Origin of the sequence: Streptomyces sp. NPDC051136, assembly GCF_044455745.1 — a bacterium.
Classification (GTDB): domain Bacteria; phylum Actinomycetota; class Actinomycetes; order Streptomycetales; family Streptomycetaceae; genus Streptomyces.
This window is the reverse complement of sequence record NZ_JBITFE010000010.1, coordinates 131,412-157,144: the sequence shown is the minus strand read 5'-3', so window position 1 is coordinate 157,144 and position 25,733 is coordinate 131,412. Positions and strand designations below refer to the sequence as shown.

General features: G+C 73.0%; 24 protein-coding genes and 1 pseudogene. 13 read left to right on the top strand and 12 right to left on the bottom strand.

What is annotated here, in order from left to right:
• Positions 1-70: 70 nt before the first annotated feature.
• Both ACIBCJ_RS27850 and ACIBCJ_RS27845 read left to right on the top strand, forming a co-directional pair.
• A complete protein-coding gene (locus tag ACIBCJ_RS27850; RefSeq protein ID WP_362096102.1) occupies positions 71-472 on the top strand; it encodes a tautomerase family protein in 402 nt (133 codons plus the stop codon).
• Positions 466-864, top strand: coding sequence for a VOC family protein (locus ACIBCJ_RS27845; protein ID WP_365979807.1), 399 nt, complete (start codon positions 466-468; stop codon positions 862-864). The genes ACIBCJ_RS27850 and ACIBCJ_RS27845 overlap by 7 nt, the downstream gene beginning before the upstream one ends.
• A 15-nt stretch (positions 865-879) precedes the next feature.
• Here ACIBCJ_RS27845 and ACIBCJ_RS27840 read toward each other — a convergent pair whose 3' ends face one another.
• Positions 880-2,118: an ROK family protein gene (locus tag ACIBCJ_RS27840; protein WP_133886739.1), complete on the bottom strand. Its 1,239-nt coding sequence runs from the start codon at positions 2,116-2,118 to the stop codon at positions 880-882.
• 188 nt (positions 2,119-2,306) lie between these two features.
• Positions 2,307-3,134 carry an alpha/beta fold hydrolase gene (locus ACIBCJ_RS27835; RefSeq protein ID WP_365979904.1) on the bottom strand — a complete coding sequence of 276 codons (828 nt, stop codon included), beginning with the start codon at positions 3,132-3,134 and terminating at the stop codon, positions 2,307-2,309.
• Positions 3,135-3,460: 326 nt separating this feature from the next.
• On the opposite strand from ACIBCJ_RS27835, the gene ACIBCJ_RS27830 reads away from it, so the two are divergent.
• Positions 3,461-3,856, top strand: a complete 396-nt coding sequence (locus ACIBCJ_RS27830) for a hypothetical protein (RefSeq protein ID WP_365979806.1) — start codon at positions 3,461-3,463, stop codon at positions 3,854-3,856.
• A 31-nt stretch (positions 3,857-3,887) separates the two neighbouring features.
• Here the strand turns inward: ACIBCJ_RS27830 and ACIBCJ_RS27825 are convergent, their stop codons facing one another.
• The 3 genes from ACIBCJ_RS27825 to ACIBCJ_RS27815 are packed head-to-tail and all read right to left on the bottom strand — an operon-like array spanning position 3,888 to position 6,023.
• Entirely contained in the window at positions 3,888-4,904 is a 1,017-nt protein-coding gene (locus ACIBCJ_RS27825) for an NADPH:quinone oxidoreductase family protein (protein ID WP_365979805.1), read from the bottom strand.
• Between the two features lie 47 nt (positions 4,905-4,951).
• Positions 4,952-5,317: a MerR family transcriptional regulator gene (locus tag ACIBCJ_RS27820; RefSeq protein WP_365979804.1), complete on the bottom strand. Its 366-nt coding sequence runs from the start codon at positions 5,315-5,317 to the stop codon at positions 4,952-4,954.
• A gap of 55 nt (positions 5,318-5,372) precedes the next feature.
• Positions 5,373-6,023: an alpha-ketoglutarate-dependent dioxygenase AlkB gene (locus tag ACIBCJ_RS27815; RefSeq protein WP_365979803.1), complete on the bottom strand. Its 651-nt coding sequence runs from the start codon at positions 6,021-6,023 to the stop codon at positions 5,373-5,375.
• Between the two features lie 211 nt (positions 6,024-6,234).
• Here ACIBCJ_RS27815 and ACIBCJ_RS27810 point away from each other — a divergent pair, with 211 nt between their 5' ends.
• Positions 6,235-7,368, top strand: a complete 1,134-nt coding sequence (locus ACIBCJ_RS27810; protein ID WP_365979903.1) for a methyltransferase — start codon at positions 6,235-6,237, stop codon at positions 7,366-7,368.
• Here ACIBCJ_RS27810 and ACIBCJ_RS27805 read toward each other — a convergent pair.
• Positions 7,358-8,248, bottom strand: coding sequence for a class II fructose-bisphosphate aldolase (locus ACIBCJ_RS27805; protein ID WP_362096120.1), 891 nt, complete (start codon positions 8,246-8,248; stop codon positions 7,358-7,360). The two genes, ACIBCJ_RS27810 and ACIBCJ_RS27805, sit on opposite strands and share 11 nt — an antisense overlap.
• A 171-nt stretch (positions 8,249-8,419) precedes the next feature.
• Entirely contained in the window at positions 8,420-9,301 is an 882-nt protein-coding gene (locus tag ACIBCJ_RS27800; protein WP_365979802.1) for an SIS domain-containing protein, read from the bottom strand.
• A gap of 127 nt (positions 9,302-9,428) precedes the next feature.
• On the opposite strand from ACIBCJ_RS27800, the gene ACIBCJ_RS27795 reads away from it, so the two are divergent.
• A complete protein-coding gene (locus tag ACIBCJ_RS27795; protein WP_365979801.1) occupies positions 9,429-10,208 on the top strand; it encodes a DeoR/GlpR family DNA-binding transcription regulator in 780 nt (259 codons plus the stop codon).
• A gap of 23 nt (positions 10,209-10,231) precedes the next feature.
• Here the strand turns inward: ACIBCJ_RS27795 and ACIBCJ_RS27790 are convergent, their stop codons facing one another.
• Entirely contained in the window at positions 10,232-11,218 is a 987-nt protein-coding gene (locus ACIBCJ_RS27790) for a hypothetical protein (protein ID WP_365979800.1), read from the bottom strand.
• A gap of 361 nt (positions 11,219-11,579) precedes the next feature.
• On the opposite strand from ACIBCJ_RS27790, the gene ACIBCJ_RS27785 reads away from it, so the two are divergent.
• Entirely contained in the window at positions 11,580-13,841 is a 2,262-nt protein-coding gene (locus ACIBCJ_RS27785) for a heavy metal translocating P-type ATPase (RefSeq protein ID WP_365979799.1), read from the top strand.
• 188 nt (positions 13,842-14,029) lie between these two features.
• Positions 14,030-14,674, top strand: coding sequence for a phosphatase PAP2 family protein (locus tag ACIBCJ_RS27780; protein WP_365979798.1), 645 nt, complete (start codon positions 14,030-14,032; stop codon positions 14,672-14,674).
• On the opposite strand, the gene ACIBCJ_RS27775 is transcribed toward ACIBCJ_RS27780, so the two are convergent.
• Positions 14,647-15,099 (bottom strand): phospholipase, encoded by a 453-nt coding sequence (locus tag ACIBCJ_RS27775; protein ID WP_362512872.1) that lies wholly within the window; start codon positions 15,097-15,099, stop codon positions 14,647-14,649. The two genes, ACIBCJ_RS27780 and ACIBCJ_RS27775, sit on opposite strands and share 28 nt — an antisense overlap.
• 127 nt (positions 15,100-15,226) lie before the next feature.
• Positions 15,227-16,363 carry a Gfo/Idh/MocA family oxidoreductase gene (locus ACIBCJ_RS27770; protein WP_365979797.1) on the bottom strand — a complete coding sequence of 379 codons (1,137 nt, stop codon included), beginning with the start codon at positions 16,361-16,363 and terminating at the stop codon, positions 15,227-15,229.
• A 210-nt stretch (positions 16,364-16,573) separates the two neighbouring features.
• Between ACIBCJ_RS27770 and ACIBCJ_RS27765 the strand changes: the two genes are divergently transcribed.
• Together ACIBCJ_RS27765 and ACIBCJ_RS27760 are read left to right on the top strand one after the other, a co-directional pair.
• Complete coding sequence (locus ACIBCJ_RS27765; RefSeq protein WP_133886754.1) at positions 16,574-17,176, top strand: Dps family protein; 603 nt, start codon at positions 16,574-16,576, stop codon at positions 17,174-17,176.
• Positions 17,177-17,188: 12 nt separating this feature from the next.
• Positions 17,189-18,262, top strand: a complete 1,074-nt coding sequence (locus tag ACIBCJ_RS27760; RefSeq protein WP_365979796.1) for an ABC transporter permease — start codon at positions 17,189-17,191, stop codon at positions 18,260-18,262.
• Positions 18,263-18,275: 13 nt separating this feature from the next.
• On the opposite strand, the pseudogene ACIBCJ_RS27755 reads toward ACIBCJ_RS27760, so the two are convergent.
• Positions 18,276-18,425: pseudogene (locus ACIBCJ_RS27755) on the bottom strand (helix-turn-helix domain-containing protein); the annotation flags it as partial.
• 396 nt (positions 18,426-18,821) lie between these two features.
• Here ACIBCJ_RS27755 and ACIBCJ_RS27750 point away from each other — a divergent pair.
• The gene (locus tag ACIBCJ_RS27750; RefSeq protein ID WP_365979795.1) at positions 18,822-20,024 is read left to right on the top strand and encodes a cysteine desulfurase-like protein; all 1,203 of its coding nucleotides are present in this window, start codon (positions 18,822-18,824) and stop codon (positions 20,022-20,024) included.
• Between the two features lie 13 nt (positions 20,025-20,037).
• On the opposite strand, the gene yicI is transcribed toward ACIBCJ_RS27750, so the two are convergent.
• Positions 20,038-22,308, bottom strand: a complete 2,271-nt coding sequence (gene yicI, locus ACIBCJ_RS27745) for an alpha-xylosidase (protein WP_365979794.1) — start codon at positions 22,306-22,308, stop codon at positions 20,038-20,040.
• 284 nt (positions 22,309-22,592) lie between these two features.
• On the opposite strand from yicI, the gene ACIBCJ_RS27740 reads away from it, so the two are divergent.
• The 3 genes from ACIBCJ_RS27740 to ACIBCJ_RS27730 are packed head-to-tail and all read left to right on the top strand — an operon-like array spanning position 22,593 to position 25,689.
• On the top strand, positions 22,593-23,879 hold the full coding sequence (locus ACIBCJ_RS27740) for a sugar ABC transporter substrate-binding protein (RefSeq protein ID WP_365979793.1): 1,287 nt from the start codon (positions 22,593-22,595) through the stop codon (positions 23,877-23,879).
• A 23-nt stretch (positions 23,880-23,902) separates the two neighbouring features.
• Positions 23,903-24,856 carry a sugar ABC transporter permease gene (locus tag ACIBCJ_RS27735; RefSeq protein ID WP_365979902.1) on the top strand — a complete coding sequence of 318 codons (954 nt, stop codon included), beginning with the start codon at positions 23,903-23,905 and terminating at the stop codon, positions 24,854-24,856.
• Positions 24,857-24,861: 5 nt separating this feature from the next.
• The gene (locus ACIBCJ_RS27730) at positions 24,862-25,689 is read left to right on the top strand and encodes a carbohydrate ABC transporter permease (protein ID WP_362096156.1); all 828 of its coding nucleotides are present in this window, start codon (positions 24,862-24,864) and stop codon (positions 25,687-25,689) included.
• Positions 25,690-25,733 lie beyond the last annotated feature (44 nt).

The following is a 25,733-nucleotide window of genomic DNA, read 5'->3' as shown; positions in this document are numbered from 1 at the left end:
CGGCACCGGCACCGGCACCGGCACCGGCACCGGCACCGGGTGCGGCCTACCACTCGACAGGGGATCCCCCATGCCTTTCGTACGCATAGACGCCTACGGCACCGACTCCCGCCCCGACCGGCTCGACGCGCTCGGCCGGGCCGTCCACGACGCCCTCGTGGAGACGCTCGGCATCCCGCCCGACGACCGCTTCCAGGTGCTGACGGCGCACGACGCCGCCCGCGGCACCCTGCGCCACGACGACTACCTCGGCGTGCACCGGGACGAGGGCATCGTCTTCGTGGCGATCACCCTGCGGGCGGGGCGGACGACCGGGCAGAAGGAGGCGCTGTACCGCCGGATCGCCGAACTCGCCGAGGAGTACGCGGGGACGGCCCCCCGCAACGTCCTCGTCACCCTGAGCGAGAACACCTCCGCCGACTGGTCGCTGGGCAACGGGCTCGCCCAGTACGTAGGGTCGCGATCATGCTGAGACTCGGAATTCCCGTCATCGGTGTCACCGACATCCCCCGCGCGGTCGCGTTCTGGACCCAGGCGCTGCCGCTGGTCACCACGGAGGAGTGGCAGAGCGAGACGTGGCGCACCCTGTACCACGCGGACGGCTCCGGCCGCGCTCTCGGAGTGATGCGCAGCGACTCGCCGGTGGAGCCGCGCCCCCGTCTGCACCTCGACCTGTTCACCGACTCCGCCGAGGAGCAGGAGGCGGAGGTGCGGCGGCTGATCGCCCTCGGTGCGCGGACCGTCGAGTGGGACCTGTACCCGCCCGACCCGGACTTCGTCGTCCTGGCCGACCCGGACGGCAACGTCTTCTGCGTCGTCGACCTCGGCCACGCGCCGAGCGGCGGCGACGGGCCCGCGACCTGAGGCGTACTCCGGCTGCTACGCCGGTACGCCCAGCGGGTCGTCCAGGACCGGCTGCCAGGCCAACTCGGCCGCCCCGACGAGGCTGTTGTGGTCGAGACCGCAGGGCAGGATCGGCACGCCGCCGCTCTGGCCCCACAGGCTGCGCCCGGCGACGACCGCGCGCAGCCGCTCCGGGTCGGCGTCGAGGAGCGCCCGGTGCAGTCCGCCGAGGACGATGCGGTCGGGGTTGAGGATGTTCACCAGGCCGGCGAGGCCCAGGCCGAGGCGGTCGATGAGGGTCTCGGTGGCGGTGCGGACGGCCGGGTCGGCATAGTGGTCGCGGATCAGGTCGTAGGACCGCTGGAGCAGTGACACGTCGGGGCCCGGCTCGCGTCCGGCGGCCGTGAGGAAGGCCAGCGGGTCGGTCTCCACGTCGAGGCAGCCCCGGCTGCCGCAGTGGCAGGGGCGCCCCTCGGGGTTGACGGCGAGGTGGCCGACCTCCAGGGCGAGACCGGAACTGCCGGTGTGCAGGCGGCCGTCGAGGACCAGCGCACCGCCGACCCCGCGGTGGCCGGTGGCCACGCACAGCAGGTCGCGCGCGCCGCGTCCGGCGCCGTGGCGGTGCTCGGCGAGGGCCGCGAGGTTGACGTCGTTGGCGGCGAAGGCGGGGCCCTCGATCCCGGCGGCCCGCACCTGCCGGGCGAAGATCTCCCGCACCGGGGCGCCGGCCGGCCAGGCCAGGTGCAGCGGGTTCAGGGCCAGGCCCTCCGGTTCCGCGACGGCCGACGGCACGGCGAGTCCCGCGCCGACGCAGCGGCGCCCGGTCCGGCTCAGGAGTTCCGCGCCCGCCTCGACGACGGAGCCCAGCACCTTCGCCGGGTCGGCGTCGACGACCTCGCAGCCGGGTGCGGTGGCGACGATCCGGCCGCCGAGACCGACCAGGGCCGCGCGGAAACCGTCGGCGTGGATCTGGGCGGCGAGGGCGACGGGCCCGTCCTCGGCGACCGACAGGCGGTGCGAGGGGCGGCCCTGGGACCCGGCCGCCGCCCCGGGCCGGGCGTCCACCCGGATCAGGCCGAGCGCCTCCAGTTCCGCGGCCACCGCGCCCGCCGTGGCGCGGGTCACCCCCAGTTCCGCGGTGAGGACGGCCCGGGTGGGGGCGCGGCCGGTGTGCACCAGCTCCAACGCGGGTCCGAGCGCACCGCGCCCCCGGTCCAGCCGCGTCCTCGAGGTGGTCCCTTCCCCCGCCGCCCGGGGGTCCGCCTTGCCGCTCATGAGGGGGAGTCTCCCATGATCCGCCCGCGGTGCGGGCCCAGGACGCTCCTCCCGGATCCGGGTCCGGACGCCCAGCACGACCACCCCGCCCGGCCCTGCGGGAGTTCCGTGCCACGATCACTTGGCTGGTCCTGGAGGAGGCACACTGACCCGAGTGGGAGGCGGAGGTGCTCACGACCGGGCTGCGCCTACGCCGCGAGAGTGTCCAGGACGGCTGTGACGGGAGCGGGGTCCAGAGGGCCCACGTGGGACGCCTCCGGGAAGTCGTGTACGCGGAAACGGTTGCCGGGGGTGAGCGCGTCGGCTTCCGCGACCATCCGGTCCTGGAGTGCGGTGGCTATCGTCCGGTCTCTGCCGAAGCGCAGGTAGGTGCGGCGAACGCGTCCCCAGCTCTCGGCTCGGCCGACGGCTCGACCCGCGTAGGCGGCGACGGGCTCATCGGTCTGCATGCCGGCCAGTACCCGGCGGAAGTCGGCTTCCGGGTAATCGGCGCAGATCATCTCCTTGAGCAGGGCGAGTTCACGACGCTCGCCTGTCCGGAAGTTCAGCCGCAGCACGCCGAGGCGGTCCGGGTCGCCCACCGTCAGCTCGACCGGACTGACGGCGTCGGCGTTCTCGGGTGCCGCCGTGCAGGCGTCCGCTGTGGGCAGGGCACGGCTGGGGCAGAAGGCGGCCATGTAGCAGATGTGGTGAAGCAGGTGCGGGACGGCGTTGCCGACGCGGCTGACCGACACGCCCCCCAGACTGTGCCCGACCAGCACCACCGGGCCGTTCCTCGCCGCGCGCCGCACGACCCCCGTGACGCGCGCCTCGTAGTCGTCCAGCCCGAGGCCCATCAGCGGGGAGGGCTCGGCCGCCATCGCTTCGAGGTCCTGCCGCTGGTACGACTCCGGGAGGAAGGCCTCCGTGCCGTGCCGCGGCTGGTCCACCATGACGACGCGGTACCCCCGGAGCGTCAACTCCCGCGCGATCGGCATCCAGAACGCGCCGGCACTGTGGGTGCCGTGCACCAGCACGTAGGTGGTGGACCCACGACGTGGCTCAGCCGCCGCTCGCGATGCTCCGACCCCGCCGGAGAGGGCCGTGGCACCCACCGCGAGCCCCAGACCGCGCAGGGCCGTCCGCCTGGAGGTTCCCGTTCGCTGTTCGTTCGTGGAATCCGTCATGCTCCGACGCTATGAGCGGCCCGCGGAGCCCACCAGCGGCTCAGCACCCCTGCCGGGGTGGGCCTGGCAACACCTCCGGGCGTGGCCCGGTCGCCCAGGCCCCGCCGTACCCGCAGCGACGGACGCGTTCTCCGTCCGGCCTCGGGCAAGGGAACTGCGCGTGCGATCCTGCACGGATGAACGATCTCGGCGATGCGAAACTTCGCGACTGGTCGCTGCATGGCTTGGCCCTCTTCGCGGCCGAGACTCCTGATCAGCTTGCCTGGGTGGGCGAGCGGGACGTGGAGACGAAGGAGGTCGTCGAGGAGGTGGAGCTCATCTGCTCCCTCGCTGAAGGACTCACGGAGCGCGGGGCGTTCGGGCCCGAGGATCTGCGCGGCTTCCAGGCGATCGGCCGTTGCGTCGGCGAGATCGATGCCGCATGCCGCGTCGGCCTCTGGGCCGGCGCCCTGCTCACGGATCCGGCGTGGGACGAAGTACGCCTCCTCACCCGCCACCTTCTCCTGAGGACGCAGGGCGACTGGCGTCAGCCACTGCCTCGCCCCATGGGCGCACACCCGAACGGCCGTTGAGCCCGACTGGGCCCGCCCGGCGCAGGCGTTCCTAGCGCCAGGGGTCGAGGGCGAGCTTGCCCCGGGTCCGGCCCGCTTCGAGTCGCCGCAGCACTGCCGGGCCCTCGGCCAGGGGATGCACGTGGGGAGTGCCGGGTGGGTACACGCCCTCGGCGATCAGGCTCTCGATCTCGACGAGCAACGACTGGTACAGGGACGGGGCCGCGACCGCCAGTGCACCGATGTGCAGCCCCTTGACCTGGACCGGGTGGGTGAAGACCAGGTCGTGGGTGGTGAGGGTGGCGTCGCCGGAGGCGGCGCCGAAGACGACGACGCGTCCGGTGAAGCGTCTGGCGACGGACAGGCTGGTCTCGAACGTGGTCCGTCCCACTGATTCCAGGACCAGATCGACACCGCCGGTCAGGCGGATGATCTCGTCGGCCAGATCGGGGCGCCGGCTGTCCAGGACCTCGTCGGCGCCGAGCTCTTCGACGGTGTGGTGCTTCTCCGGTGAGGCCGTGGCGATCACGCGCGCGCCGTAGTGGCGGGCGAGGCGGACGGCGGCCTGCCCGACGCCGCCGGCCGCGGCGTGCACGAGGACGGCCTCACCCGTCTTGATCTCGCCCAGCGGCTTCAGTGCCGCCAGGGCGGTGGCCCAGTTCAGCACCAGGCCGAGGGCTTGGGCGTCGCTCCAGCCGGACGGCACGGGAAGCACACTCGCGGCCGGCATCGTCATGTACTGCGCGAAGGCGCCCGGCCCGGTTCCGACCACGTGGGTGCCGGGCTGCAGCGCGGTCGCCACGTCCGGGCCGACCGCCACGATCTCGCCGGCGGCCTCGAAACCCGCCACGTAGGGAGCCTGTGGCCCTCCTCCGTAGGCGCCGTTGCTTTGCAGGACGTCGGCGAAGTTGACCCCGGCGGCGCCGACGCGGATCAGGTACTCGCCGGGCCCCGGGTCGGGGCGGCGGTGATCAGCCGTGAGAGCCAGGTCCCCCGGTCCCCGGTGCGAGTGCTGCACCAGCGCCCGTACGGTCTGCCCGACGGTGTTCTGCGGCTCGTCGATGTCCATGCATCCGACCGTAGGAGCTTGACACTTGCGTCAAGGTCAAGCGGCCGTCAGAGATCAGTACGGCGGGCCTCTCGCAGGTAGGCGTCGAGTGCGGCCTGCTGATCGCTGAGCACGGCGATGCGGGCAGCGAGCCGATCGCGATGGCTCTGCACCTCGCGGAGGAACTCCTCGCACATCACACCGGTGCCGGCGCCGGATCCGTCGGCGAGGCCGGGCAGGACTTCCCTGATCAGTCGCACGGGCAGCCCGGACTCCAGCAGCGAGCGGATGACGAGCACCCGGTCGACGGTCGACTGGCAGTAGTCACGGAACCCGTTGCCGAAACGGCCGGGGACGATCAAGCCCTCGGCCTCGTAGTGCCGCAACGATCGCGCGCTCACACCGCTGGCTCTGGACGCCTCGCTGATCTTCATGCATGCAGCCAACGTCCAGGAGCACCGCGATCTTCCGGCCCGCGCGGGACGCGTCCTAGAGCCCGCTGACCCGGAGCGTGATGTTCAGCCGTCCGGTGAGTCCCGACCCGGGCGGTGCGGTGCCCGGGTGCACCCTCGGGACGCCGTGGTACGCGAGCCGGGAAGGGCCGCCGAAGACGAACAGGTCGCCGCTGCGCAGCTCGATGTCGGTGTAGGGGCGGGTGCGGGTCTCGGGGTTGCCGAAGCGGAAGACGCAGGTGTCACCGAGGCTCAGGGAGACCACGGGGGCGTCGGACCGCTCGTCGGCGTCGCGGTGCATGCCCATGCGCGCGTCGGCGTCGTAGAAGTTGACCAGTGCGATGTCGTACGGCGCCGGTGCCACCGCCTCGGTGCCCAGCGCGTCGGTCACCGCACGGCGGGCGAGATCGTCGAGCCGGGCGGGGAAGGGCTTGACCGGGGCGCCGTCGCCGTCGACCGCGGTGGAGGCGTAGCCGTACGGGTACCAGTGCCGGCCGAGGCAGACCTGCCGGGCGGTCATGGTGCCGCCGCCCGGGGTGCGCACCGTGCGCAGTCCCGCCGGGGGACGGGCCCAGTCGCGGCAGGCGTCCAGCAGCTCGCGCTGCGCCTTCGCGTCCAGCCAGTCCGGCACGTGGACGGCACCGGGCGCGATCACGGTCGGGGTCCTGGGGAACAGCTCGGCGTCCATGCCCCCATCGTGCCTCCGCGCCCCGCCTCACCGCCGCGACCGGCGCTGAGCTGCGCTCGGCTAGCCTGGGCACACGATGAACGACCGCAGCACGAACCACCGCAGCACGAGCGGCCCCGGTACGAACCACCGCAGCACCAACACCTCCGGCCCCGGCGAACGCGGCGCGGACGACCGCGGTGCGCGCGACCGCGGCGACCGCGACGGCCGGATGGCGACGCCTTGGGGCGAGCACGTGCTGTCCCGCTATCCGGAGGACCCGCGGGACCGGCTGCGTGCCTGGGACGCGTCCGACGAGTACCTGCTGGGGCACCTCGCCGAGCGGGAGGTGCCGCTCGACGGCACGGTCGTGGTCGTCGGCGACCGCTGGGGAGCGCTGGTGACGGCGCTCGCGGCGCACCGGCCGGTACAGATCACCGACTCGTACCTCGCCCGGGAGGCGACGCGGGCCAACCTGGAGCGGGCCGGCGCCGCACCCGGCGCGGTGCGCCTGCTCACCACGCAGGACCCGCCGCCGGACCGCGTCGACGTACTGCTGGTGCGGGTGCCGAAGAGCCTGGCGCTGCTGGAGGACCAGCTGCTGCGGCTGGCGCCCGCGCTGCACGAGGGCACGGTCGTGGTGGGCACCGGGATGGTGAAGGAGATCCACACCTCGACGCTCCGGCTGTTCGAGCGGATCGTCGGGCCGACCCGGACCTCGCTGGCGGTGAAGAAGGCCCGGCTGATCTTCTCGGAGCCCGACCCCGCGCTGGAGCGGCCGGCCAACCCCTGGCCGCTCGGCTACCGGCTCCCCGACGACGTGGGGCCTCTCTCCGGCCGCCCCGTCGTCAACCACGCGGGGGTCTTCTGTGCCGACCGGCTCGACATCGGCACCCGCTTCTTCCTCCGGCACCTGCCAGGCCCCGGGGCCTTCCGGCGGGTCGTGGACCTCGGCTGCGGCAACGGTGTGGTCGGTACGGCGGTGGCGCTGGCCGATCCGGACGCCGAGGTGCTGTTCACCGACGAGTCGTTCCAGGCCGTGGCCTCGGCCGAGGCGACGTACCGGGCGAACGGCGCCCCGGGCCGGGCGGAGTTCCGCCTCGGCGACGGGCTGGCCGGGGTGCCGGACGGCAGTGTCGACCTGGTGCTCAACAACCCGCCGTTCCACTCCCACCAGGCGACGACGGACGCGACGGCCCACCGGATGTTCACCGGGGCGCGGCGGGCGCTGCGCCCCGGCGGCGAACTGTGGGTGGTCGGCAACCGGCACCTGGGGTACCACGTCACGCTGCGGCGCCTGTTCGGCAACAGCCGGCTGGTCGCGGGCGACCGGAAGTTCGTGGTGCTGAGGGCGGTCAAGGAGTAGCGGACGGGGTGGCCGCGGGAGGGGGCGCGGTCCTGGCGACCACCTGGATGAGCGTCGTCACCGTGCGGGCCATGGCCTCCCTCCCCGCGGTGAGGTAGTCGCGCGAGTCCACCGCGTCGGGCCGGGCGGCCAGGTGCTCCCTGATCGCGCCGGTCATGGCGATGTTGAGGGCGGTGCCGACGTTGACCTTGGCGATGCCGCCCGCGACGGCCGCGGCGAGCTCGTCGTCCGGGACGCCGGAGGAACCGTGCAGGACGAGGGGCACGTCCAGGGTGCCGGACAGCGCCTTGAGCAGGTCGTGGTCGAGGGCCGCGGTGCGTGTCGTCATGGCGTGGGAGCTGCCGACGGCGACGGCCAGGGCGTCGACGCCGGAGTCGGCCACGAAGGCGCGGGCCTCGGCGGGGTCGGTGCGGGCACCGGGGGCGTGGGCGTCGAGCGGCGGTGCGCCGTTCTTCCCGCCGACCTGCCCCAACTCGGCCTCGATCCACAGCCCCTGGGCGTGGGCCCAGTCGGCGGCGGCCCGGGTCGCCGCGAGGTTGTCCGCGTACGGCAGCCGGGCGGCGTCGTACATCACGGAGCTGAACCCGGCGTCCGGGGCCTGTCGCAGCAGGCCGTCGCTCTGGACGTGGTCGAGGTGCAGGGCGACGGGCACGGCGGCGCTCTCGGCGGCGGCGACGGCCGCGCGGGCCAGGGGCAGCAGGCGGCCGTAGCGGTACTTGACGGCGTTCTCGCTGACCTGGAGGACGACGGGCATCCGCGCGGACTCGGCGCCCGCGACGACGGCCTCGATGTGCTCCAGGGTGATGACGTTGAAGGCGGCGACCGCGGAGCGCGCGGCGGCGGCACGTCCGACCAGGTCGCCGGTGGTGGCGAGGGGCACGGTCTGTCCTATCCGGGCGTAGGGGACGGGCTTCGGGAGCGGGCCTCGGGGGGGCGCCCTTCACGGGGCGGGCTTCACGGGGCGGGCCTCGGGGGGCGCCCTTCACGGGGCGGGCCTCACGAGGCGGGCCCACGGGACGGCCTTCACGGGGCGGGGCCCACGAGGCGGGCCTCACGGGGCGAGGATCACCGAGCGGGTCAGATGGCGCGGGCGGTCCGGGTCGAGGCCGCGGGCGGCGGCGACGGCCACGGCCAGCCGCTGGGCGCGGACCAGTTCGGCCAGCGGGTCAAGCTCGCCGGGCACCCACATCGCGCCGGTCTCCCGGACCTGCTCGGCCAGCCCCTCGGGCGCCTCGCCGAACATCCAGGTGGCCGTGCCCGCGGTGCTGATGCTGATGGGGCCGTGCCGGTACTCCATCGCCGGGTAGGCCTCGGTCCACGACAGGGAGGCCTCGCGCATCTTCAGCCCGGCCTCGTTGGCCAGTCCGACGGTCCAGCCCCGGCCGAGGAAGGTGAACTGGGTGCGCTCGACGAGCCCTTCGGGCAGTTCGACGGCGAGCGCGGTGCGGGCGTCGGCGACGACGGCGTCGGTGTGCAGGCCCAGGTGGGCGCGGAGCAGGGTGAGCGCGGTGGTCGCGAACCGCGTCTGCACGACGGACCGCTCGTCGGCGAAGTCGAGGACGACCAGGTCGTCGGCGGCGGTCATGACCGGCGTCCCCGGGTCGGCGGTGAGCGCGACGGTCTGCGTGCGGCCCTTCAACTCGGCAAGCAGCGCCAGCACTTCGGTGGTGGTGCCGGACCGAGTGAGGGCGACGACCCGGTCGTACCGGCGGCCCCGCGGGAACTCGGAGGCGGCGAACGCGTCCGTCTCCCCCAGGCCCGCGTCCTCGCGCAGGGCCGCCGCCGCCTGCGCCATGAAGTACGAGGTGCCGCATCCGACGATCGCCACCCGCTCCCCCGCCGCCGGCAGCACCGGCGCGTGGTCCGCCGCCCGGGCCGCGGCGCGTGTCCAGCACTCGGGCTGGCTGTTGAGCTCGTCCTCGACGTACGTCATGTCGCACTCTCCCCGAACACAGGCTGATTGTTCCTGCAAGATATAGCGAGCTTTCAAGCACAATCAAGCAACAGGACGAACCGTGCGGTGCGCTAGGGTCGGCGGGGGTCGAGGAACGGAGGCGCGGATGTCGCGCGACGCCCGCTGGAAGGCGCTGCTGGAGCTGCTCGTCGAGCGCGGCCGGCTCGACGTCGAGGAGGCGGCGACCGAGCTGGAGGTCTCGGCCGCGACGATCCGCCGCGACTTCGACCGGCTCGCCGAGCAGCAGATGCTGGTGCGCACGCGCGGTGGCGCGGTCGTGCACGGGGTGTCGTACGAACTGCCGCTGCGTTACAAGACGGCCCGCCGGGCGTCGGAGAAGCAGCGCGTCGCCCAGGCGGTCGCGGCGCTGGTGGCGCCCGGCGAGGCGGTGGGACTGACCGGGGGCACGACCACCACGGAAGTGGCGCGCGCCCTGGCCGTGCGCGCTGACCTGGCCTCCGGCACCCCCGCGCTGACCGTGGTCACCAACGCCCTCAACATCGCCAACGAGCTGGCCGTGCGGCCCCAGTTCAAGATCGTGGTGACCGGTGGTGTGGCCCGGGCTCAGTCGTACGAGCTGATCGGTCCGCTCGCGGACGGGGTGCTGGGCCAGGTGACGCTCGACGTGGCCGTGCTGGGCGTCGTCGCCTTCGACGTCGCGCACGGCGCGGCCGCCCACGACGAGGCGGAGGCCGCGATCAACCGGCTGCTGTGCGAGCGCGCCGAGCGGGTGGTCGTGGCCGCCGACTCCAGCAAGCTGGGCCGACGGGCGTTCGCCCGGATCTGCGCGACCGAGTCGGTGAACACCCTGGTGACGGACGGCGCGGCTGACCCGGAGCTGGTGCGCCGGTTCGAGGACGCGGGCGTCCGGGTCGTCACGGCCTGAGGGCCCGCCGGCGACGGTGCGGTTCAGTGACCGTGGCCGCCGGAGTGCTCCGGCGTGCCTGCCGGGGCGGGTTCGTCCGCGCCCGGCACCGACCCGGCGCGTACGGTGAACACCGCGGTGCGCACCTCGCCGCGGTGCCGGAAGTCGAGGAAGAGACGGTAGGTGCCGCCACTGGGTGCGGTGGCCGTGAAGGAGATCTCCGGGCCGGGTTCCGTGGTGCCGTCGCCGGGTTCGCCGTTCGGGTGGACGTGCAGGTACGCGAGGTCGCCGGAGCGCAGGGCGACGAGGTGGCCGTAGGCACCGAGGTAGGGCTGGAGGTCGTTGACGGGTTCGCCGTCGCGGGTCACCGTCAGTTTCAGCTCGCTCGCCTTGCCCGGTCGCAGGGAACCGGCGAGTGCCACCTGGTAGCCGTCGACCCGGGCGGTGCGGTTCGGGGCGGGCAGCCGCGCCGGCTCGTAGCGGCCGGAGGCGGCCAGGTCGGCGCCGAGGGTGAGGTTCCTGGCGTCCTTGCCCGCCGGGGTGAAGTCGGCGAAGACGCGGTAGCCGCCCGCCGCGGGCAGGTCGACGGGGGTGCTCCAGGTGCCGTCGGCTGCGCGGGTGGGGTGCAGGTGGCGGTAGGTGACCAGGTCGCGTGAGGCCAGGACGAGGTGGAGCTCCTTGTCGTGCTCCCGCTGGTACGCGGTGACCGCCGCGCCGCCCGCGTCCCGGACCGTGAAGCGCAGTTCGCCGCGCTGTCCGGCGGTGACGTGCGGGGTGGCGAGGTCGAGGGTGTAGCCGTCCTCGGAGACCTGCAGACCGCCGGCCGGGGTGTCCTGGTGTCCCCCGTGACCGCCGCCCCCGTCCGGCCGCGGCACCTCCGCATGCTCGTCGTCCCGTTCGCCGTGCCCGTCGTGGGGCGCGGGTGCGCCGTCCGCGACGATCGGGTCCACTCCCGCGCCGACGCCGTAGGCGGTGCCGAAGGTCGCGGCCAGGGCGGCGGCGAACGCGGTGATCCTCAGTCCGGTGTGCATGACGGTCGTCTCCTCGATCACGGGTCTCCGAGGGGAACGCGAAGACCTCCCTGCACCTCACGATACCCCCGGGGGGTACCTGGTCAAGCGGCGGGAACACTTGCGTCACATACCCCCTAGGGGTATACATGACTGCGCCGGGTCGGATACCCCCGCCCCGTATCGGAACAGTCGCGCGATTCGACAGCGGACGGGTCACCGTCGCGGCCACCGCGGCACCGGACGACGCCGTGATCGCCCGGGTGGTCGGCGAAGCAGGCTACGAGCTGACCGGTCGTGTCCGACCGACCCGCGCCCCCCGCCGCACACCGGGACCCGCATCGCCGGATCCCGGCCGACGTCCCTCTCATCAGGAGCACCCATGACCACCGGCACGACCAGCGCACCAGCCGAGGTGGAGCTCGCCATCGGCGGCATGACCTGTGCCTCGTGCGCCGCCCGGATCGAGAAGAAGCTCAACCGGCTCGACGGAGTCACCGCCACCGTCAACTACGCGACGGAGAAGGCGAGGATCTTCCGTACCGGTGACGTGTCCGTCCCGGAGTTGATCGCCACGGTCGAGGCCACCGGGTACACGGCCCGCCCACCGGAGCCGGCCCGGGCCGAGCCCGCGAGCGGCGCGGAGGGCGCCGAGCCGGACGACGCACTGCGGCCGCTCCGGCAGCGGCTGGTGACCGCCGTGGTGCTGGCGGTCCCCGTGATCGCGATGGCGATGGTGCCGGCGTTGCAGTTCACCTACTGGCAGTGGCTGTCGCTGACCTTGGCGGCCCCCGTGGTGACGTACGCGGCCTGGCCCTTCCACAAGGCCGCGTTCACCAACGCCCGCCACGGCGCGGCCACCATGGACACCCTGGTCTCGGTCGGCACGTCGGCGGCGTCTCTGTGGTCGCTGTGGGCCCTGTTCCTCGGCACCGCGGGCACTCCCGGCATGACCCACCCCTTCGAACTCACCATCGCCCGCGGCGACGGCTCCGCGAACATCTACCTGGAGGCCGCGGCCGGGGTGACCGCCTTCCTCCTCGCCGGGCGCTACTTCGAGGCACGGTCCAAGCGCAAGGCCGGTGCCGCGCTCAGGGCCCTGCTGGAGCTGGGCGCCAAGGACGTCACCGTCATCCGGGAGGGCCGTGAGGAGCAGGTCCCGGTCGGGGAGCTGAAGGCCGGCGACCGTTTCCTGGTCCGCCCGGGGGAGAAGATCGCCACCGACGGCACGGTCGTCGAGGGCACTTCGGCCGTCGACGCGTCGATGCTCACCGGCGAGTCCGTCCCGGTCGAGGTCGGCGTCGGCGACGGCGTCACCGGAGCGACCATGAACATGGGCGGCCGGCTGACGGTCGAGGCGGTCCGGGTCGGCGCGGACACCCAGCTGGCGCGGATGGCGAAGCTGGTCGAGGACGCCCAAAACGGCAAGGCGGCCGTCCAGCGGCTCGCCGACCGCGTCTCCGGTGTCTTCGTCCCCGTCGTCATCGCCCTCTCTCTGGCCACCCTCGGCTTCTGGATCGGCAACGGCTCCGGACCGACGGCCGCGTTCACCGCGGCCGTCGCCGTCCTGATCATCGCCTGCCCCTGCGCCCTGGGCCTCGCCACCCCGACCGCGCTGCTGGTCGGCACCGGGCGCGGCGCCCAGCTCGGCATCCTCATCAAGGGCCCCGAGGTCCTGGAGTCCACCCGCAGGGTCGACACCGTCGTCCTCGACAAGACCGGCACCGTCACCACCGGCCGCATGACCCTGCTCGCCGTGCACACCGCCACAGATGCCGAGGAGACCGAAGTCCTGCGGCTGGCCGGGGCGTTGGAGCACGCCTCGGAGCACCCGATCGCCCGGGCGGTGGCCGCGGGCGCCGCCGAGCGGGTCGGCGCGCTGCCCGTCCCCGAGGACTTCACCGGCGTCCCGGGTCTCGGTGTCCAGGGCGTCGTCGACGGGCACGCGGTTCTGGTCGGCCGCGAGAAGCTGCTCGCCGAGTGGGCCGTGGAACTGCCCGCGCGGCTGGCCGGGGCCAAGGCCGAGGCGGAGCGGGCCGGCCGCACCGCGATCGCCGTCGCCTGGGACGGCGAGGCGCGCGCGGTCCTGGAGGTCGCCGACGCGGTCAAGGACACCAGCCCCGAGGCGATCACCCGGCTGCGCGCCCTCGGCCTGACGCCGATGCTGCTGACCGGCGACAACGAGGCGGTGGCCGCCTCCGTCGCGCGCGAGGTCGGCATCGACGCCGAGCACGTCGTCGCCGAGGTCCTGCCGCAGGACAAGGTGGCCGTCGTCGAACGCCTTCAGAGCGAGGGACGCTCGGTGGCCATGGTCGGCGACGGTGTCAACGACGCCGCCGCGCTCGCCCGGGCCGACCTGGGGCTCGCCATGGGCACCGGCACGGATGCCGCCATCGAGGCGGGCGATCTCACCCTGGTCCGCGGTGACCTGCGCACCGCCGCCGACGCCATCCGGCTGGCCCGCAGGACGCTCGGCACCATCAGGTCCAACCTGTTCTGGGCCTTCGCCTACAACCTCGCCGCCCTGCCGCTCGCGGCGGCGGGACTGCTCAACCCCATGATCGCCGGAGCGGCCATGGCCTTCTCCTCCGTCTTCGTCGTGGGCAACAGCCTGCGGCTACGGGGCTTCAAGGCCACGGCCTGACCCGCCACCGGGCCGCCGCACCGCCACCTGCGAAGGGCAGCCGCCCAGGGAGCAGACCGGTCCGGCGGCTCGGTGCTGCCGCCCCCGGCGCGCCGTCCCCCGTCCCCCGGACGGGTCCGCCCGCGCGCCGGCAGGGCCGGGGGCGAGCAGGATGGTTCGGGTCCCGTCTCCCCGCGGAGCAGGAGCCCATGACCGGACCGACCAACGCCGACGGCGACACGCGGGGCCCGCTCGGGCCGGCCGCGGGCCGGATGCCGGAGCGCGGGCGGGCCCTCGCCGCCGTGCTCGCCGAACTGCGGGCCGTGGACGGCGCCCTGTACGCGGCGGTGGCCGCCACGTCCACGCCCGCCCTCGACCGGGCCCTGCGGCGCCTGTCCCACGCCGCCGACCATTCGAAGGTCTCCCTCGGGATCGCCGCCGCGCTCTCGCTGAGCGGAGCGCGGGCGCGGCGGGCGGCCCTCGTCGGCGTGGCGGCGGTCGCCGTGGCGTCGGCCTCGACGAACCTGCTCGGCAAGCACCTGGTGCACCGGGCGCGACCGGACCGGGAGGCGGCGCGGGTGACCACGGACCGGTACGTGCCCATGCCCGCGTCGGCGTCGTTCCCGTCAGGGCACACGGCCGCGGCGGTCGCGTTCGCCACGGCCGTCGGCGTGGTCCTGCCCGAGGCCGCCGTGCCGCTCGGCGCGCTGGCGAGCGCCGTGGGCTACTCCCGGGTCCACACCGGCGTGCACTATCCCGGTGACGTTGCCGCGGGCGCCGTCCTGGGCATCGCCAGCGCCGCCGCGGCGCTCGCGGCGGTGTCCCGTCAACCGAACACCTTCACCGCCTGGTAGTACGTCCACGCGGTGCTGTTGCAGGCGGTCTTGGTGGCGCCGCCGTACCCGGCGCAGACGCGCTTGAGGTCCTCGTAGAAGGCGCTGTCGATCCGGGACTTGTTGGCGTCGAAGGTCCCCGCGGCCTTGTAGTTGCGGTAGCCGAAGTCGTGTCGTGCGCAGGAGGTGCTGAAGGGAAAGCCGAACGGGTTGTCCGGCGAGGTGGAGCAGTAGTCGGTGGTCCAGTCGAATCCGTAGGCGGACCACGCGGACTTGTCGGCGCGCGCGGCGTTCCAGGCGTTGTAACTGGACGCGCTGGTCTGCGTCCAGCTCGCGAGTACCTGTGTCTTGTCGGAGGGAACGGCGTCGGCGGTCGCGGCGGTGGCGACGACGGTGGTCACGGCCAGCGCGGCGGCACTGAGTCCGGTGGCGAGTCTGCGGTGCATCCCACACCTCCATGAGGCTGCGACCCGCCACTCGGGCCGCAGGTTCATGACAAGATGATGCGCACCTGGACCACCCGTTCACACCTCCGACGGCCCAACTCGTCGTGAACACCCCGTTCTTGTGACGCTACGCGCGTTCTCCTGGCAGCCGATCCGGATCCCCGCCGTGCATGGCGAGGTGAAACGGATCGCCGGGAGTGATCTCGCCCGCACGGACCGGCCGTCCGGTGAACGCCGCCTTGTACAGGGCCGCGGCGAACTCCAGCGTGGCGCGCGCCTGCGGGCCGCTGCCGGGCGGCCGGACACCGGCGTCCCAGGCGTCCAGCACGGCGCCGAGCTGCGCCGTGTGGGAGCTGGGCACGTCGGCGGGCGGCGTACGCCAGGCGGCGGCACGCTCGCGGGCGACGTGCCGGGCCGGGGTGTAGGTCCAGTCGTCGTTGCGGTGTCCGTACAGGTGGGTCAACTCGACCGTCGCGTCGGCGCAGTCGACGCGTATCCGGCTCGTCTCGTCCGGCGAGAGCACGCTGTTGACGACGGTGGCGAGGGCGCCGCTCTCGAAGCGCACCAGGGCGGTGGAGACGTCCTCGCTCTCGGTGTCGTGGACCAGACGCGCGGCCATGGCCCTGATCTCGGCCCAGGGGCCCAGCAGATGCAGCAGCAGGTCGTACTGATGGATGCCGTGGCCCATGGTCGGGCCGCCGCCCTCGGTGGACCAGCGTCCGCGCCAGGGCACCGCGTAGTAGGCGGCGTCGCGGTGCCAGGTGGTCTGGCAGTGGGCGACGAGCGGGGCGCCCAGCTCGCCGCTCGCGATCAGCTCGCGGGCGTGCGCGGCCCCGGAGCCGTACCGGTGCTGGAAGACCACGGACGCGTACGCGCCGGACGCCTCCTCGGCCGCCGCGATGTCGTCGTACTCGGCGAGGGAGAGGCACAACGGCTTCTCGCACAGCACCCAGGCGCCCGCCTTCAGCGCGGCCACCGTCTGCTCCCGGTGCAGGGACGGCGGCGTGCCGACAAGGACGAGGTCGGGGCGTACGTCGTCCAGCATGGCCCGCGTCGACGCGTACCCGGCGATGTCGCCTGGCACCTGCGCACGGAAGGCGTCGAGCCGCGCGGGGTCCACGTCGACGGCGGCGACCAGTTCGGTGCGGTCGGCGTGGGCGGCGAGGGCCGGCAGGTGGCCGCCGGTGACGATGGCGCCGGTGCCGACCACGGCGACCCTGCGGCGGACGGGGCCCGGCGGCGTGCGGTCCTCCTCTGCGGACATGCGGTCCTCCTCGGACGGCGGCGCACGGGACCCGGACACCACCGATAGAAAGCGCTTTCAACAGCGCAGACAATAGGCGGGGAGCCATAGCCCGGACAACCCCCACCGTTTGCGGGCGGGGCGTGCGGCTGGTCGACTGGCGCGGGGGGAAGCGGGGCCGGCGGTGACGCCCGGGCCCGTTCTCCAGTCGTCTCCAGAAGGAGTCCAGGCGTGAGTTCCCCGAAGCCGAATCCCTCGTCGCCCGCGGAGCACCGGTCGGACGGCAGCCAGCCCTGGCTGCACCAGCGGGGCCGGACCATCCAGGAGTACGGCACCGTCAAGCAGTTCCCCGTGGCCCTGACCATGGAGACCCGCCTCTACTCCTGCCAGCGGCTCAACAAGGTCCTCGCGGACACCCGGATCCTGCACGACCTGTACAAGAAGTACCACTGGCTGATGCGCGGGGCGACGTTCTACCAACTGCACCTGCTCCTCGACAAGCACGCCGGCGAGCAGCTGGAACTGATCGACACCGTCGCCGAGCGCGTCCAGACGCTGGGCGGCGTCGCGGTGGGCGATCCCCGGCACGTCGCCGAGATCACCACCGTGCCGCGTCCGCCGGACGGGGTCGAGGAGGTGCCGTCGATGCTGTCGCGGCTGCTGGAGGCGCACGAGCTGATCCTGACCGAGTGTCACGACGCGGCGGCCCGCACCCAGGAGTACGGGGACGACGGCACCAACGACCTCCTGGTCTCGGAGGTCCTGCGCACCAACGAACTCCAGGCGTGGTTCGTGGCGGAACACCTCGTGGACACTCCGCTGGTCCACGCCTGACCCCGCCCGGACATGGCGCACACGTCCCAGGACACCGAAGGCGGTCCCCCGGCGCGCGGCCGGTGGTCCGCCTTCCGGCAGTCGCCGTTCTGGCCGGCCACCGTGCTGGTGCTGATCCTCGCGGCCGCGGCGGGTCTCTTCGCGGGCTCGTACACCTACTCGATGGCGAACCCGACACCGCGGCTGATCCCCACGGCCGTGGTCGGTTCCTACGAGAAGGCGGGCGGACAGGCCTACCTGCTCGGCCTGGAGAAGGCGCTCGACACCTCGGTGAAGGTGCATCCGTACCGGACCCGTGCCGCGGCCCACGAGGCGATCGAGCAGCAGGAGGTGTTCGCGGTCTTCGAGCTGCGCGAGGACGGGCGGCGGGCCGTTCTCGACGTGTCCGGCGCGTCCGGCTCGTCGGTCGCGGAGCTGCTCTCGCAGACGGCGCCGGCCGTGGGCGAGAAGCTCGGCGTCCAGGTCACCGTCCGGGACGTCAACCCCCTCCAGGAGGGCGACCCGCGCGGCCTGGCCATCTTCTACATCTCACTGGCCGCCGTGATCATCGGTTTCGTCGGGGCGATCCAGCTGAGCGTGCACGCGCGCTCGCTCACCCCGGTCGAGCGCATCCTGTTCACGGTGGCCTACGCGCTGCTGGGCGGATTCGCCATCGCCGCCACGGTGGACTGGCTGCTGGGCGCGCTGGACCTGCCGTTCGCCGAGTCGTGGCTGATCCTGGCGCTCACGATGTTCGTGTCCGGCATGGTCTTCACCATGTTCAACACCCTGTTCGGCCGCTGGGCGATGCTGCCGACCTGGGGCCTGATGGTGATCATCGGCAACCCCTCCTCGGGCGGCGCGGTGTCCTGGCCGCTGCTGCCGTCGCCGCTGGGGCTGATCGGCCGGTGGCTGCCGCCCGGGGCCTCGGTCAACGCCCAGCACACGGCGGTGTACTTCCAGGGCCATCAGCACGCCTTCCCCTTCCTGGTGCTGGCCGGGTGGGCGCTGCTGTCCTGCACGGTCTTCTGGGTCTGGCGGCACCGGCATCCCGGCGGACGCGAGAAGGACCCGTCGGAAGCCGGGCCCGAGGCCACCCCCTCCTGACGCCGCGTCCTGCTCACGGGGAGGTGAGGGCACGGCAGGCCGTCTGGAGGGCGAGCCGGTTGCCGGGGCCGTCCAGCGGGACGCCGAGCCGTTCGCGGACCCGGCGCGACCGGGCGGCGGCGACGGTGTCGTGGTGCAGGCCGAGGACGCGGCCGGTGGCGGCCCGCCGTCCTCCGGGGACGCCTCGCGGCCGAGGGCCCCTTCGCCCCTGTCGTCGACCCCACCGGGGCTGCGATCATGTGACTGGAGCCGCAGGTGCGGCTCGGGGCGGACCCAGGGGGTGTCGTTTGGAACGTGCCGCGGTCGCGGGGCCCGGCAGGCACATCCGCGGCGTTGTCGTCGGTTGCCGGGGCTCCGCCCCGGCGCCCTCCTCCGTCTTGCGGCCGCACGCCCCGGACCCCGCTCGGGCCGGCACCAGGGCATCGTGGCCCGGAGCCGGCCTGAACCGAACGACACCCCCGTTCGCACCACCTCCCCGCCGCCGCGGCCGAAGGCCCGCATCGCCCGACCACCGCCCCGTCCGTCCGTCCGTCCGGACCACGATCCTGGAGTTGCCCCCATGGCCCTCGACGTCGCCGCGATCCGCGCACACGTGCCCGCCCTCAAGTCCGGTACCGCGCGGTTCGACGCGCCGGGCGGTACGCAGACCCCGCAGCCGGTGATCGACGCGATCGCCGCGGCGCTGACCGCTCCGCTCGCCAACCGGGGCCGCAACACCGAGGGCGAGCGCAACGCCGACCGGATCGTGGCCGAGGCCCGGTCCGCGCTCGCCGACCTCCTCGCCGCCACGCCGCAGACGGTCGCCTTCGGGCGCAGCGCCACCCAGCTCGCCTACGACCTGTCCCGGACGCTGGGCAAGGGCTGGGGGCCCGGCGACGAGGTGGTGGTCACCCGGCTCGACCACGACTCGAACATCCGGCCGTGGGTGCAGGCGGCCGAGGCGGCGGGGGCCCGCGTGCGGTGGGCGGACTTCGACCCCGCGACGGGCGAGCTGCGGCCCGAGCACGTCGCGGCGGTACTGGGCCCGCGCACCAGGCTGGTCGCGGTCACCGCCGCGTCGAACCTGATCGGGACCATGCCGGACCTGCCGGCGCTGGCGTCCCTGGTCCACGCGCACGGGGCGCACTTCCACGTCGACGCGGTGCACTACGCCTCGCACGCCGTGGTGGACCTGGCGGAGACGGGCGCGGACACGCTGGTGTGCTCGCCGTACAAGTTCCTCGGCCCGCACCTGGGCGTGCTGACCGGCCGGGCCGAGGTGCTGGAGTCGCTGCGCCCGGACAAGCTGCTGCCGTCCGCCGACGCCGTGCCCGAGCGGTTCGAACTGGGCACGCTGCCCTACGAGTTGCTGGCCGGGGCGAGCGCGGCGGTGGATTTCCTGGCCGGGCTCGCCCCTGAGGCCCGGGGCTCGCGCCGGGACCGGCTGGTCGCCTCGTTCGCCGCGCTGGAGACCCACGAGGACGTGCTGCGCGAGCGGATCGAGGAGGGGCTGGCCGCGCTGGACGGCGTCACCGTGTACTCGCGGGCCGCCCGGCGCACGCCGACCCTGCTGTTCACCGTGGCGGGCCTGCGGCCGGCCGAGGTGTACCGGCAGCTGGCCGAGCGGGGCGTCGACGCCCCCGCCGGGTCCTTCTACGCCCTGGAGGCCTCGCGCCGCCTGGGCCTGGGCGACGAGGGCGCCGTCCGCGTCGGACTGGCGCCCTACACCGGCGCGGACGACGTGGAGCGTCTCCTGACCGCGCTGGACGGCCTCGACCGCTGACCGCGTCCCCGCGTCACGACAGCGGCACGGTCACCTCCCCTTCGCCCTCCGCGCTCCCGCCGCCCGCGATCCGGACGGTGAAGGGGCGGTCGGTGCCGTTCGCGGTGACGCGCAGGGCGTCCCCCTCGCGCCGCACGCGGAAGGCCGCGGCCGGTGTGCCCAGGAGGTCGGGCACCCGGACCTCGGCCGCGTAGTCGGCGTCGGCGGTCGGATGGACCAGCAGGGTCGGGGCGTCCAGCCAGTCGCCGTCGGGGCGCGTGTCGTCGGCGGCGAGCGGCAGGACGGCGCCCTCCCTGACGTACAGGGGCAGGCTGTCGTAGGCGTGCCGTTCGGTGCGCCAGGCCGGGCCGGTGACGCGCTCGCCGGTCAGCAGGTGGGTCCAGGTGCCTGCGGGGAGGTAGACCTCGACCTCGCCGTCCTCGGTGAAGACCGGGGCGACGAGGAGGTCGGGGCCGAGCATGTACTGGCGGTCCAGCGGGCGGCAGGCCGGGTCGTGCGGGTACTCCAGGACCATCGGCCGCATCATCGGCATGCCGGTGCGGTGGGCCTCGGCGGCGACGCCGTACAGGTAGGGCATGAGGCGGTGCTTGAGGAGGGTGAAGCCGCGGGCGACGTCGACCGCCTCCTCGCCGAACTCCCACGGCACCCGGTAGGACGAGGAGCCGTGCAGCCGGCTGTGCGAGGAGAGCAGGCCGAAGGCGAGCCAGCGCTTGAAGACCGCCGGGTCGGGCGTGCCCTCGAAGCCGCCGATGTCGTGGCTCCAGAAGCCGAAGCCGCTGAGGGACAGGGAGAGCCCGCCCCGCAGTGACTCGGCCATCGCCTCGAACGACGACCAGCAGTCGCCGCCCCAGTGGACGGGGTACTGCTGGCCCCCAGCGGTCGCCGAGCGGGCGAAAAGGACGGCCTCGCCCTGACCGCGCTCCTTCTCCAGGAGTTCGAAGACGGTGCGGTTGAACAGGTGCGTGTAGTAGTTGTGCATGCGCTGCGGGTCGGAGCCGTCGTGCCAGACCACGTCGGTGGGGATGCGCTCGCCGAAGTCGGTCTTGAAGCAGTCCACGCCCTGGTCGAGCAGCGGCTTGAGCTTCCCGGCGAACCAGTCGCGGGCGGCCGGGCTGGTGAAGTCGACCAGACCCATGCCCGCCTGCCACAGGTCCCACTGCCAGATGTCACCGTCGGGCCTGCGCACCAGGTGCCCGAGGGCCGCGGCCTCGTCGAAGAGCGGGGACTTCTGGGCGATGTAGGGATTGATCCAGGCGCTGACCCTCAGCCCCTTGGCCTTGAGCCGGGCGAGCATGCCGTCCGGGTCGGGGAAGACGTCCGGGTCCCACTGGAAGTCGCACCACTGGTACTCGCGCATCCAGAAGCAGTCGAAGTGGAAGACGGAGAGCGGGATGCCGCGCTCGGCCATGCCGTCCACGAACTTCGTCACCGTCCCCTCGTCGTACGAGGTGGTGAAGGATGTGGTGAGCCACAGGCCGAAGGACCAGGCCGGCGGCAGGGCGGGGCGGCCGGTGAGGGCGGTGTAGCGGGTGAGGACGTCCTTGGGCGTGGGCCCGGCGACGACGTAGTACTCCAGCGTCTGGTCCTCGACGCTGAACTGCACCTGGCCCACCGACTCGGAGCCGACCTCGAAGGAGACCGCGCCGGGGTGGTTGACGAAGACGCCGTAGCCGCGCGAGGACAGGTAGAACGGGACGTTCTTGTAGGCCTGTTCGCTGCTCGTGCCGCCGTCCGCCTGCCACATGTCGACGACCTGGCCGTTCTTGACGAACGGGGTGAAGCGTTCGCCGAGGCCGTAGATCTGCTCGCCGACGCCGAGGGTGAGGCGGCCGAGCATGTGGTGCGCTCCGTCCCCGGTGGTGGCGAAGGCGGTGCCCTTGGCGTCGGCGCGGGTCAGCTCGCGCCCGTCGGCGTCGTGGAAGGTGAGGCCCCAGGGGCCCTCGCGGTCCAGGCGGAGGGTGAGCGGACCGCTGGTCAGCTCGGTGAGGCCGCCGTCCTGGCGCACCTCGCCCGCGCCGTCCGGCGCGCCCGCGAGGGCGAAGTCGGGGCCGGGCCGGCGCTTCCCGGCGTGGTGGGTGACGCGGACGCCGATGACGCCCTCGGCGGGAGAGAAGCACTCGACCGTGAGGAGCGGCACGTTGAGCGTGTCCCCCCTCCGCGTCACCTTCTTCACGGCGGCATGGGCGGTGAAGCGCTTCGATTCGGGGCGTACATCGCGTACCTCGGTGGCGTACGAGAGATGCACGCCCTCGCGGATGAGCCAGAAGCCGTCGGTGAACTTCATGATCTTCCTCGGGTGGGGCGGGAGCTGTCGGGTGGGAAGCACGGGGGCCGTCTCACAGCGTTTTGATCGTACACAGAACAAATCCGTCCACCGAGTCGTTCACGGCCACTCCACCGCGCTGAGCTGGGAGTATCACCTAAGAGAACGCATCGCTCACCGCACGGAACCAGGAGACCGGGGCCACTTTCCTCTAGCGCGGGAGTGGGTCGGTGACGTATTAGTCATCACATCAAACAAAACAGTCCGGCGGCGGAGCCGGACAGTACGACAGCAAGGGCCGCACCATGTCGAAGCGCTTCACCTCGCTCGCCTTGACAGCACACCCTCCGGCTGCCACGCGCCGCGGGCGAGGACGCTCACGCCGAGTCGTCGCCCCGTTCACGGCCGTGTCCGTACTGGTCGCCGGGGCGGCACTGGCCGGCTGCGGGCAGCAGCGCGACGCCGACACGTACACCGTGATGAACTCGTCGACCGACGAGTCGTACCACCGCTGGGACGCGGAGGCGATGGCCCGCTGCGGCGAGCAGCTGGGCGTCACGATCGAGCAGCAGAGCGTCCCGGCGGCGCAGGTGATGACGAAGGCCCTGCGCATGGCCTCGTCCAAGTCGCTGCCCGACATCGTGCAGTTCGACGCGTCCGAGATGCCGACGTTCGCGGACGCGGGCGGTCTGGTCGACCTGCGGACGATCGGGCTGAGCACCGACGGCATCCCCGACGGCATCGTCGACTTCGGCTCCTACAAGGGCACGTACTACGGCGCGGCCCGCTCCGTGAACACCCTGGCCCTCTTCTACAACAAGGACGTCCTCGACGAGGCGGGCGTGAAGGTCCCCGCCACCTGGGCCGAGTTGCGCGAGACCGCGAAGCAGCTCACGCAGGGCAAGCGGTACGGCCTGGCTCTCAGCGCCGGCGGCGCGGAGGACGGCGTCTTCCAGTTCACGCCGTTCATGTGGTCCAACGGGGGCGACGAGACCGACCTGGGCGGTCCGAAGGTCGTGGAGGCCCTGGACTACTGGAAGAGCCTGCTCAAGGACCGTTCACTGTCGAAGTCGACGGTCAACTGGACCCAGGCGGACGTCAACGACCAGTTCATGGCCGGCAACGCGGCGATGATGATCAACGGGCCGTGGCAGGTGGAGACCCTCAACAGCGACACGTCGCTGCACTGGGGCATCGCGCCGATCCCGGTGCCCGCGGCGGGCGACGACTCGGTGGGCCCGCTCGGCGGCGCGGTCCTGACCGTGCCCAACACCGGCGACGAGGCCCGGGAGAAGACGGCCGGGAAGATCGTCGCGTGTCTGGCGAGCGAGAAGGAGCAGCTGACGTACGCGCTCAACAGCTGGATGGTCCCGGCCAACGCGAAGGCCGCCGCCGAATGGCGCGAGAAGGTGCCCGAGCTGGACTCCCTCGCCGACCAGGTGGCCGTCGCCCGGTCCCGGACCGCGAAGCTCGGCGCCGGCTGGTCGAGCGTGTCGCTCGCCCTGCAGAGCGCCTTCCAGTCGGCCCTGACCGGCCAGTCCAGTGAGACCGCCCTGAAGCGCGCCCAGCAGCGGGCCACGAGCGGGAACTGAGGTACGCCGCCATGACCACGCCCATGCACACGTCCACCGTCTCCGGGCAAACGCCCGTGAAGGCGTCCACGCCGCCCGCCGCTCCCGACCCCGGCCGGATGGCGCGCCGGCGCAGGCTCACCCGGTGGGGGTTCGTCGCCCCCGCGGTCGTCTTCATGCTGCTGTTCTTCGGCTACCCGCTCGTGCGCAACGTCGTGATGAGCTTCCAGGACTACACGCCGAAGACCTTCTTCACCGGTGAGGCGCCCTTCAACGGCGCCGACAACTGGTCCAACGTCTTCCAGGACGCCCTGTTCGGCAAGGCCCTGTGGCACACGCTCGTCTTCACGGCGGGCTCGCTGCTCGGGCAGTTCTGCATCGGACTGGCGCTGGCGGTCTTCTTCAGCCGCCGCTTCCCGCTGGACGGGGTGCTGCGCTCGCTGATCCTGCTGCCCTGGCTGGTGCCCATGGTGGTCTCCGGCATCGTCTGGCGGCGCATCCTCGACCAGGACACGGGTGTGCTCAACTCGTTCCTGGACACCCTCGGCCTCGGCGGCCACACGCCGTGGCTGACCAGCCCCGAGATGGCCCTGCTGTCGGTGATCCTGGTCAACATCTGGATCGGCATCCCGTTCAACATGGTCATCCTGTACGGCGGTCTCCAGGAGATCCCGAAGGAGCTGCACGAGGCGGCCGCCCTCGACGGCGCCTCGGCCTGGCGGACCTTCCGCTCGGTCACCCTGCCGATGCTCAGGCCCGTCGTCACCGTCGTCCTGGTGCTCGGCTTCATGTCGACGGTCAAGATCCTCGACCTGATCCTGGCCCTGACCGACGGCGGCCCGGCCGACGCCACGCAGACGCTGGGCACCCTGACATACCAGAACTCCTTCGTTCAGCTGGACTTCGGCGCGGGCGCCGTCGTCGGCAACGTACTCATCCTGATCTCCGCCGTGTTCGCGGTGTTCTACCTGCGGGCCAACCGCACCGAGGGGAAGTGACGTCCATGGCCTCCCACACGCCCACCGCCTCCCGGCGCCGCTGGGGCTCCACCGTCGCCGGCGTTCTGATCCTGTGCGTGATGCTGTTCCCGCTGTACTGGATGCTCAACACCGCGCTGCAACCCGACGCGGGCCTGCTCCAGGTCGACCCGGTGCCGGGCAGCCCGGACCTGTCCGGCTTCTCCAAGGCGATCAGCGACCAGGGCGGGCACCTGCTGACCTCGCTGGCGGTCTCGCTGGGCGCGGTCGCCATCTGCCTGGTGATCTCGGCGCCGGCCGCCTACGGGCTCGCGCGGTTCGGGCTGCGCGGCTCGCGCACCATCGTCTTCGGCACGCTGATCACCCAGATGGTGCCGGGCATCGTCATCGCCAACGCGCTCTACAACTCCTACGTCGACCTGGGCCTGGTCAACTCCTACTTCGGCCTGATGCTGGCGGACGCCTCGCTGGGCATCCCGTTCTCCATCGTGCTGATGCGCTCGTTCATGGTGTCGATCCCGGGCGAGGTGATCGAGGCCGCGCAGATCGACGGGGCCGGGCCGCTGCGGACGTTCGTGCGGGTGGTGCTGCCGATGAGCCGCAACTCGCTGATCACGTCGGGGCTGTTCGCGTTCCTGTTCTCGTGGAGCGACTTCATGTTCGCCCTCACCCTGAACACCACCGACGACGTCAAGCCCATCACCCTGGGCATCTACCAGTACATCGGCGCGCACGTCGGGGACTGGGGCTCGGTGATGGCCGCCTCCGTGCTGTCCGCGGTGCCGGCGGCGATCCTCCTCGTCCTCGCCCAGAAGTACATCGCCGCCGGAATCTCCGGCGGTTCCGTCAAGTGAACCCACCACCGCACCCCGCACGTCACGCAAGCACGGAGATGAGC